Annotated in this window: 8 protein-coding genes and 3 pseudogenes; 7 read left to right on the forward strand and 4 right to left on the reverse strand. The window is 58.6% G+C overall.

Annotation, left to right across the window (positions count from 1 at the left end):
- Nucleotides 1-521: 521 nt before the first annotated feature.
- From NKH97_RS22250 to NKH97_RS22280, 7 genes and pseudogenes are all read left to right on the forward strand, one after another.
- On the forward strand, nt 522-797 hold the full coding sequence (locus NKH97_RS22250; RefSeq protein WP_352798798.1) for a hypothetical protein: 276 nt from the start codon (nt 522-524) through the stop codon (nt 795-797).
- A 294-nt stretch (nt 798-1091) separates the two neighbouring features.
- Nucleotides 1092-2252, forward strand: a complete 1161-nt coding sequence (locus tag NKH97_RS22255) for a TlpA disulfide reductase family protein (RefSeq protein WP_352798811.1) — start codon at nt 1092-1094, stop codon at nt 2250-2252.
- 330 nt (nt 2253-2582) lie between these two features.
- The gene (locus NKH97_RS22260) at nt 2583-3050 is read left to right on the forward strand and encodes a NifX-associated nitrogen fixation protein (protein ID WP_352798799.1); all 468 of its coding nucleotides are present in this window, start codon (nt 2583-2585) and stop codon (nt 3048-3050) included.
- Between the two features lie 25 nt (nt 3051-3075).
- Nucleotides 3076-3279 (forward strand): CCE_0567 family metalloprotein, encoded by a 204-nt coding sequence (locus NKH97_RS22265; protein ID WP_352798800.1) that lies wholly within the window; start codon nt 3076-3078, stop codon nt 3277-3279.
- A complete protein-coding gene (gene fdxB, locus NKH97_RS22270; RefSeq protein ID WP_352798801.1) occupies nt 3276-3593 on the forward strand; it encodes a ferredoxin III, nif-specific in 318 nt (105 codons plus the stop codon). Before NKH97_RS22265 ends, fdxB begins: the two co-directional genes overlap by 4 nt.
- Nucleotides 3594-3616: 23 nt before the next feature.
- Nucleotides 3617-3946 carry an exopolysaccharide production repressor protein gene (locus NKH97_RS22275; RefSeq protein WP_352798802.1) on the forward strand — a complete coding sequence of 110 codons (330 nt, stop codon included), beginning with the start codon at nt 3617-3619 and terminating at the stop codon, nt 3944-3946.
- 339 nt (nt 3947-4285) lie between these two features.
- Nucleotides 4286-5300: pseudogene (locus NKH97_RS22280) on the forward strand (1-aminocyclopropane-1-carboxylate deaminase).
- Nucleotides 5301-6124: 824 nt separating this feature from the next.
- Here the strand turns inward: NKH97_RS22280 and NKH97_RS22285 are convergent.
- The 4 genes and pseudogenes from NKH97_RS22285 to NKH97_RS22300 all read right to left on the reverse strand — a co-directional run bounded on the left by NKH97_RS22285 (nt 6125) and on the right by NKH97_RS22300 (nt 8719).
- Nucleotides 6125-6373, reverse strand: a complete 249-nt coding sequence (locus NKH97_RS22285) for a hypothetical protein (RefSeq protein WP_352798813.1) — start codon at nt 6371-6373, stop codon at nt 6125-6127.
- Nucleotides 6374-6590: 217 nt separating this feature from the next.
- Nucleotides 6591-7058, reverse strand: a pseudogene (locus NKH97_RS22290) (MmgE/PrpD family protein); the annotation flags it as partial.
- Nucleotides 7059-7147: 89 nt separating this feature from the next.
- Nucleotides 7148-7522, reverse strand: a complete 375-nt coding sequence (locus tag NKH97_RS22295; RefSeq protein WP_352798803.1) for an MmgE/PrpD family protein — start codon at nt 7520-7522, stop codon at nt 7148-7150.
- Nucleotides 7455-8719 (reverse strand): annotated as a pseudogene (locus tag NKH97_RS22300) (ATP-grasp domain-containing protein). Before NKH97_RS22300 ends, NKH97_RS22295 begins: the two are co-directional and overlap by 68 nt.
- Nucleotides 8720-8811 lie beyond the last annotated feature (92 nt).

Consider the following 8811-nt stretch of genomic DNA (forward strand, 5'->3'; position numbering starts at 1 on the left):
AATGCCTCAAAACGCCGATATTAGGGTCGGCGTCAGATCGAGAAAGAGAGTCGTTTCAGCGCGGCAGGCCGCGTTCGGACCGTAGCCTCATCGGATTGGCGTTATCACGATTTCCTTCGCCACTGGCCGGGAACTGAAACACGGAACGACGGTGCAGCGGCCAAGACACCGACCTTCGAGTCCGACGGTCGGGCTCTTGCCGGCCTCGGCGCGAACGGCGGCATCAATCACGTGTCATCGCCTGGGATGGTAGCCGTCAGCGGGGCGAGGGGGCCGCATCTTCGGCGTTTTCAGTCTGCCTTGGCCCGTCGCGTGTCGATCTAGCGGCCTTGAGGCCGGCCGATTCCGACAACGCTCACATTCGCACCAGGCGGTCCCTGTGGGACCTGTGCACAGGGATACAGAACAACAAAAGCAGGAATCCGGGAGAGTTCACCGGCCCGGCACATGCCGGCAGATCCCGGCTCTCTTCGGCACGATCACCTCCTCGGTCTGGCGTTATTCGCGACACGCAGCCGGACATGACCGGCTTCGTCGTGAAACTCTGGCGTCGCCACCAGGAATTCAAGCGCAAAGCGGAAGAGGTAGGGCAGAGGCGATGCTCGGAGGGAGCGGCGCCTGCAATCGCAATGGCGTTGCGCTACCACCTGAGCGACCGAAACGACAAGAAGCTCAAGCAAGGCTTGAGGCGGACGATGATGACGAGGCTGGCGGTAGCCAACGCGGTCATGCATCTGCTCGTCCCTATATGTCGAGACGTCGGTGGCCACGCTTCTGCGCCGACGGGAAGCGGGTGATGCGTGTCCAAGACCCGACAGTGGCGGAAAATATGTCGCGTCCAATACAACCGGCGATTTTGGGCGCCACAGAAATTTTTCAAAGCATAATCAAGCGTTTACAGGACGCTGAGCGCGTTGGCACGGCCTTTGCGAATTGAGATTCAGCAACACTGAGTGAAGGCTGACTGCACGCAGATGCGCAAGACGAACAATGCTCTCCCTTCCTTGAACCCTCGTGCCCCGTCTCAAAAGGGGAACAAGCTTGCGCATAAGGTCACGCAACCTTTGGCAACTGCTTTGGAGGGCAAGGTGATGTTGCGGATGGGGTCACCGGCTCCTTCGATCCAAGTGGAGGACTGGCTGCGTGGCGAGCCCCTTGCGGACTTCCAGCCCGGCAAAGTCTATATCGTCGAATTTTGGGCAACTTGGTGCGAACTATCTGCGGCGGAGATGCTCGAGCTGATGCAGCTACAGGAGAAATACAAGGACAGCGGACTTGAGGTCGTCGGGATCGCGGCTGATGAAGACGCTCCAACGGCCGTCGAGGCCCGGACCAAGTTGGACGCGTGGTTGGCCGAAAAGTGCCCGGATCTGAATCATCGGATTGGGTTCGACTTCACAGGCGAAATGAAGAAGCTTTGGAGGGAACCCAGCTTTTGCGTCGGGATTCCGACCTCGTTCGTAGTCGACCGAGACGGCTGCATCGCCTTTATCGGTCATCCGAGCCAACTCGGTGAGGTTTTGCCGAAAGTGTTCAACGGCAGCTGGCCCACCAGCAACAAAGCGAAAGCCGCCGATCAGCAGCGAATTGCCACAAGCGAACCCCTGGCGCGCGGACAAGCGCTGAAGAAGCCGATCGATGACAGGTTCTGGGCGGCGGTGAAGCTGGAAGATTGGAAGACGGCGCTCTGGGCGATCGAAGAGGGCATCGCCTTGATGCCGGACGACCTCAATTTCCGCCTGGCCCATGCACATCTGTTGCTTCACAAAATACAAGACATGTGGACCGGCTTGCCCGTGATGCGCCAGTTGGTTCGCGACGCGATCGACAAAAATTCCGAGGATTGGATAGTTTCGGCGCTAGACCAACTTTTCCATCCGGCCAATGACCATTCGCGCCTTCCCCCTGCTGAGCGCTTCGCGATGGGCAAGGAGCTGTCCGAACACATCCTGGCGCTGAATCCCCCGCAAGGCGACAGTCCCAAGTTCCGATCTTATCCCGCGGTCGCCCGGTACTATCACGAGAACGGCAACAATGATCGCGCGATCGAGTTGGTCGAACTGGCACTGACGTCGCTGGACGGTCCGGAGCCTATCCCGGCCGAATTGAAAGAGCAGCATCTGCCGGATTTGCTGCAGGCCCTCGCCAAGTACAGGGGTGCGAAGGCTTGTTGCTGCGCTCTCTTTGCCGCTGCGCAAAACAGTTTCCCGAAGGTGCCAAAGCGCGGTCGGCCGAAAGATAAAAAAGGGTAATTGGTCGAAAGGGCTTACTGGCCACTTCGTCCATTTCCCTGGCGTGACCGCAGCAAGGAGGTCCATGCAGCACTTGGTCGATCGTTTGCAGCAGGATCGAGGCTCGAATCTTCATGGCCTCCCGCATTGCGGCGGAAGCGATGTTCGACGCGAATTCGCGTGGAAGACTTCGCAGTCGAGGACGGGTTCAAGGTCGGCCCGAGGGACATCAATTGCGTGGAATCAGCGGGGCCGAGCCATGCGTCGGCTGCGCAAGTGTGCCCGAAGTAGGCGTCCCAGAAAACAGACATCGTGCTTCGAGGAAGAGGACTGAAATGAGGAGAAGGCGAAATGTCTGATGCCGCGGTCAGCCCGGCTGTCAACGAGGACGAGGCGGCTCTTGCCACCCCGTTCGTCAAATGCCTGGTGCGGCTGATCCGTGCTCTAGCCTTCTGCTCATGGGAAGGCAAATCGGACGCCGAACTGCTGGGCGACTTCATCATCACCAGAAAACAGCGCCGTGCGATCCCCATCATCGGCGATCCCGATCCGGACGTGCTGTGGAGGCTCGATATGTTCTACACGGCCGTCGGGCTTGCGATCGAGGAGCGCTCCGGCCTGATGACATCGCCAATGATGGAGATGAAAACCCATGGGGGCTTCGGACGATTGCTTTTCACGGTCGGGCAGCTCTCGTTCTGTCCAGACGTCCATCGGTTCGGCTTCGATAAGTTCCGGCAACTCGCGGAGGCCGGTACGAAACTGGTCGACGATGCGACTGCAGCCACTGAAGCCTATCGCGACGTGGCACGGGCGTGAAGACACCGATTTCGAGGAAGGATCTATGTCAAAGCTGGATGAGATAGGAACGAAAGTCCGAAAGCTTCAGCTGCGCGCGGCAATTGCCAAGATGAAATTGCGCGACCTTGCAGAGGATCTCCCGGGAAAATGGACGGAGATAGAGGAAGTTGCCGAGGGAGCGTCGGCCGTTTTTGCCGAGTTGGATGGTGCCAGGAGAGAGCTCGCTGCCATGAAGAAGTTACGATGAGGAGCACATTCACCACCCGCGACGGCTCCGGATGGATGCCGGAATATCTCACCGCTATAGACGGCACGACCTGCATCGGCTGCGGCCGCTGTTTCAAAGTCTGCTCGCGCGAGGTCATGCATCTTTACGGCGTCGATGACGCGGGTGAAATCCTCGGCGCCTGCGACGGCGAAGACGACGATTTCGATGGCGAGCTCAATCGCATGATCATGGTCGTCGACCATCCTGGCCGCTGCATTGGCTGCGGAGCCTGCGCCCGCGTCTGCCCGAAGAACTGCCAGACCCATATTGCAGCCGACCAGGTCGGAGCATGATCTGAGAAGACAAAACCAGGAGAATGGCGTTGTCCTTAAAAACCTTTTGTCGCGTCATGGGGCTGGTCCTGTGCGGCAACGCTCTCATTGTCTACTTCGCTTCTCATTCCATCGGCACAGCAGTCGTCACGACCCTGGCTTGTTCCCTGCTCCTTCAGTTGGCCTATTTCGCAAGCGTGCTCTTTCTGATCTGGCGGTCTGGCTGCGTTAGCCGAGCTGGCCAAATGGCTGAGCATTTCGGCAGTTGCAAGGAAGTTGGATCCGAGCCGCCGGACCTTGATGAGGCAACGTATGAATCCGCAGATTTGCTCCAGCGCGATCAAATGCTGGCCATATCGCTGCTGCTGCCTTGAGGCGCCATGACAAGGTCAGTGCTCACGTTGGCGCCATTTTGGACCAACCTAAACATCGACCAGAGACGATTAGGAGGAATACTGTGCTTGAGAAGTCCATGGTGACCGCAATCCGGTCATTCTTGTTAACCAGGAGATGCAGTTCTTGGATGCCATACCCATGGGCAGCCCCTCGCAGTACGCCGGCGTGCGGTTGCAACTCTCAATGACGAACGAGCGATGGAAATAGTAATGGGATTTTTCTGGCGCCGGATAATGCAGATGACGTCAAATCAAAGACACCTCTAGAAAGACTCGTGAATGGCTAATTCAGCTCCATCGCGTGTTGCCGGAGAGAACATGCTGGAAAAGTTTGAACGCTATCCGCTCACCTTTGGACCCACGCCCATAGAGAAACTCGACCGCCTCTCCCAGCATCTGGGGGGCAGGGTGGAAATCTACGCCAAACGCGAGGACTGCAACTCCGGTCTCGCGTTTGGCGGAAACAAGCTGCGCAAGCTCGAGTACATCATCCCCGACGCGATCGCGTCAAATGCCGATACGCTTGTCTCCATCGGCGGCGTGCAGTCCAACCACACGCGGATGGTCGCCGCGGTCGCCGCCAAGATCGGGATGAAATGTCTCCTGGTTCAGGAGAGCTGGGTACCCCATGAGGACGCCGTCTATGACCGAGTCGGCAACATTCTCTTGAGCCGGATCATGGGAGCAGAGGTGCGCCTTGTCGACAAGGGCTTCGATATCGGCATCCGCCGCAGTTGGGAACAGGCGCTCGATGAGGTCAAGTCAAGGGGCGGCAGGCCCTACGCGATACCGGCCGGGGCCTCAGTTCACAAATATGGCGGGCTTGGGTACGTCGGGTTCGCGGAGGAGGTGCGCGCCCAGGAGAAACAGCTTGAGTTTGGCTTCGACTACATCGTCGTTTGCACGGTCACGGGCTCGACGCATGCCGGCATGCTCGTCGGGTTCGCCAAGGACGGTCGACAGCGCAACGTGCTCGGTATCGATGCCTCCGCCACCCCCGCCCAAACCAAGGCGCAGGTGCTAAACATTGCCCGGGATACTGCGAAGCTCGTCAAGCTTGGCATGGAAATCGTGGACGATGACGTGGTGCTGCTCGAGGGGTACGCGGCTCCCGGTTACGGCCTTCCGTCCGAGGCAACGAAGCAGGCCATCCGCCTGTGTGCGCGGCTCGAGGGTATAATTACCGATCCCGTCTACGAGGGCAAATCCATGCAAAGGGATGATCGACCTCGTCCAGAAAGGCTTCTTTCCAGAGGGATCGAGGGTGCTTTACGCGCATCTCGGCGGCGCGCCGGCCATCAACGGGTACAGCTACACCTTCCGCAACGGCTGACGCTCGACAGATTGCGATTCCGCCGTCCTGCCGTGCCGGCGAGGCGCCCAAATTAGGTGCGAGGGCCGCCCAGCAAACCGACGTAGCCGGGGGTTGATTGCCGCCCAACGCGAAGCTGACTGAGTTCGCTTGGAAGATTTTGACCGATGGATATTTGCTGATGAAATTGAAAATCCGCGGGAATAATAGTCGATAGGCCTGTATTATAGGGAGAAATAACCAAATATGCCTGAATTAAATAAATAACTTCTACTTGAATATTTGGGTTTACCAAGAAGAAAGGCGATCACCGGCTGCATCGTCGGATGTTCTTATTGTCCGCAGGACAAATTCGCCCATCGGCAAAGAGTGGTCTCTCACGTGAGGCATCTTCGTCTTGAAGATTTCAAGCGATGTCTGGCGCGCGTACCAACTTCCGTCGACACTAGTTTCACGATACTCCGAGCCTTGGCTCAATTCGGATTGCGCCGAAATGGTCGAGCACGCTTACACCAGAGGCCATGGCATCCAGATTTTCACGACGCTTGTAGGAATAAAGGGCGGTCTATACCCCTTGCAAGCGCTGCGCTCAAGGGTATTCCTGGTCCATGTTTTCGATGATGGCGGATACATGAATAGTCGGCTTGTCGGAGACAAGTATCTCGCTTTGATTCGTCAAGTGGTCGACACAGACATCGCCTCGATTCGGTTTACAGTCCTAGCAGGCTGTTGAAAAAGGGCTCGCGACAGTCTCAGGTTCGTGATTCACTCTGACCACGAAGAGGTGGGAGTGAATCGTGCGGGGTGGTGACGGACAGACGGGCGAACTGTTCAGCTACGTGGACCTAGAGGCTCGGGTGCGGCGCACCTATTGGGCAATCTTCTGCGCGACGAATACGAGACCTCTTGAACAGTCGAGGATTGTCCTCCAGGATCGAGACGATGTCGGCCTCACTGACCCCGCGGGCGTGCAGCATCATCCATCGGGATGAAGTCGTGATGCGCCCGGCCATGCTGCGGACGACTGGATCGTCGAGATCCAGGCTCGGCAATCCGCCCGCCGAGGAACGGCCCGCGAGTTCGAGCGCCAGCAAACTGCGCCTCGACGAGGGACTGCGGCCAGGGGCCAAAAGAAGTCGTTCGCGAGCTCGCTGAAGGTCCAGACCTCGACAGCTGCGACACTATCGGCTGCGAGCCCGTGTACGGCGATGAGGTGGCGGAGCGCATCAAGCGCGGTGTGGGCCCAGCGGCAGCAGCGGTATGGCTTGAAGCCGACGTTGAGGAGTCGGTATTCGGCGCCGAGCCCGCGCGTCATTTCCGCATGATCGCAGCGGTCCGAGCCGGCCGATCCAGAAGCCGGTCTCCCCGTCGAGGACGGCGCGGCTGCCGACAAAGCCACGGGCGGAAAGCGCTGCCGCCGTAATCGCGCCCATGGTGCCCAGCCGTAGTTGTTCTTGAGCCAGCCCATAGGGCGGCCGTGCAACTTGCGCAGGAAAGGCACCGGCGCGTGCTGGCTCGGGAGCCCGAACACGTCGGTGATGCGGATCCGGTCATGGAGACGGGCGGCCGTGACGGCCGCGCCGAAGATCTGCCAAGTGGCGAGCCCGAGTACGCGCGCTGCTCGTGCCGAGCTCGGGCAGATCGCAGCCCCGATCCTGAGAGAACCTCGTAGCCTGCCAGGACCGCGGTGATGAGGTTGCGACCGCTGCTACCGAGCTCTTCGGCGACCGCGATCGCGCCGGGGATAATCGAGGCGCCGGGATGCGCGAGACGCACGTAGGAATCGTCGAAGCTTCAGAGTGTTAGGGCATAGGCGTTCGCCCAAGCAGCGAGGGGAGCGGGAAGCGAGCGGACGCTACCGAATACGGTCACTGCATGTTCGCCAGCGATCGCCTCGAGATAATACTTGAGTCCGGCGCCATCATCGTCTGGGACCCAGCGAGCGCGCAGCCAACATTGTCGAGAATCAGAAGTTTCGTCGCATCGACGACCGCGGCCGGTAGATCGTCGAAGCGAAGCCCAGCTACGTAGCTCGCCAAGACCTTCGTCGCCGCATTGGAGCCGCCGTCTACACTGGTTCCTCTACCGTGGTGGAACTGGGGTCGAGTAGGTGTAAGCTGATCTCCGACAGGTCCGACAACTGTCCCCAACAATCGGCGTTTCCCATTCCTCCCCCTATTTTTGATCACAAAAGATATCCGCTGGTGCGGGGAGGTGAGGGGCTGCTGATTGTCCTCCTTCACCAAGGGTCGGAAATGGTGAGATCGACCAACTGATCAAGTTGACGGCACGCCGAAGTATCGCCTCGGTCCGGGCATGGTTGGGTGAAGCAGCGATGACATGTCCGATGCGATCTCGGTGATCGCCCTTCCTCACGATCGGCGCCTTGGGGTCAACATAAAACTTCACCTCGGAAACACCTGATATAGCAGCCGCCCGACTGTCGCCATCGATCCAATCGAGGGTGCCATCGCGATCAGGAATTAGGTACCGCACGGCCGCAGTGTGCGAATGCCTTTTGCGCAAATCCCATTCGCCGCCGATAACAACCTTGATGTGTTCCGTTATGAGATCGAGACCGTAAGCCAGCTGAACCAGTTGAGGATCGGTCCCACCCGCAAGACGCGGATTGACTTCAATGGCAACTGGGCCACGCGTCGTCCACCGGAATTCAATGCCCGTTGGCCCCCCAGCCAAGGCCGACAGCTCGCAAACAGCTAAGCGAAATATCGGCGATACGCTTATACTCGTCCTGAGTCAGCGGGGCCGGGTGGATGCACTCACGAAAGACGAAATGCGGTGGGGAGCCGAAGTCAGCGACGGCAATCGCAATGACCTCATTTCCCATTATGTTAGCGCTATTGAATGAGCCTTGTGCGAATTCTTCGACAAGTACCTTCGGCGAAGACTGATATGTGCTTCCCACCCAACAGAACAGTCGAATGTTCGGCCACCTCATCGGCGTTACGGCACAATCGGACACCGCTGCTGCCGGTGCCTACGGCTGGCTTAAGAATCACCGGCAGGCCGATTTCAACGGCACAGCTTTGTACATCCGTCTCATTCGCTGCTAAGCGATAAGCAGGCATTGGAACGCCGGCCTCCGCAAGGAGCTGGCGTTGAGCGAACTTATCGCAGCATCGTTCAATGGACGCTGGGTTCGGTCCCGGTAGATCGAAATAGCGGCAGAGCTTGCCAACTGTCGCATAGACCTCCTCCTCGGCGGCAGTTATGCCGGCAATGTCATAGGTGGCACGCAGGCGGGAACATTCGTGGATCAGTGCCTCGAGACTGTCTGTGTCGACACGGATTGTCTCAATGCTCTCCGCCGCAAGATAGTCGTACCGAGCTGGATCAGCCGACAGCGTAATTGGGTGAAGACCAAGACGCTGGGCCGCTTGGACGAATAGCGGACCAGTACGAGCATGGCCTTCAACCATGATTAGATGTTTGATCCCAGGCTTTGATGGTGCATACTTTTCGTCCGAATCAAAGGATGCGCTATGGGCCAGGTTCTTCATGGGAGCGCCAC

This window comes from Mesorhizobium sp. M0870, from assembly GCF_040319775.1.
In the GTDB taxonomy this organism is placed as follows: Bacteria; Pseudomonadota; Alphaproteobacteria; order Rhizobiales; family Rhizobiaceae; genus Mesorhizobium.

Coding starts and splice junctions, on each gene's coding strand:
- NKH97_RS22250 (WP_352798798.1), top strand. CDS start 522: ATGACCGGCTTCGTCGTGAAACTCTGGCGTCGCCACCAGGAATTCAAG.
- NKH97_RS22255 (WP_352798811.1), top strand. CDS start 1,092: ATGTTGCGGATGGGGTCACCGGCTCCTTCGATCCAAGTGGAGGACTGG.
- NKH97_RS22260 (WP_352798799.1), top strand. CDS start 2,583: ATGTCTGATGCCGCGGTCAGCCCGGCTGTCAACGAGGACGAGGCGGCT.
- NKH97_RS22265 (WP_352798800.1), top strand. CDS start 3,076: ATGTCAAAGCTGGATGAGATAGGAACGAAAGTCCGAAAGCTTCAGCTG.
- fdxB (WP_352798801.1), top strand. CDS start 3,276: ATGAGGAGCACATTCACCACCCGCGACGGCTCCGGATGGATGCCGGAA.
- NKH97_RS22275 (WP_352798802.1), top strand. CDS start 3,617: ATGGCGTTGTCCTTAAAAACCTTTTGTCGCGTCATGGGGCTGGTCCTG.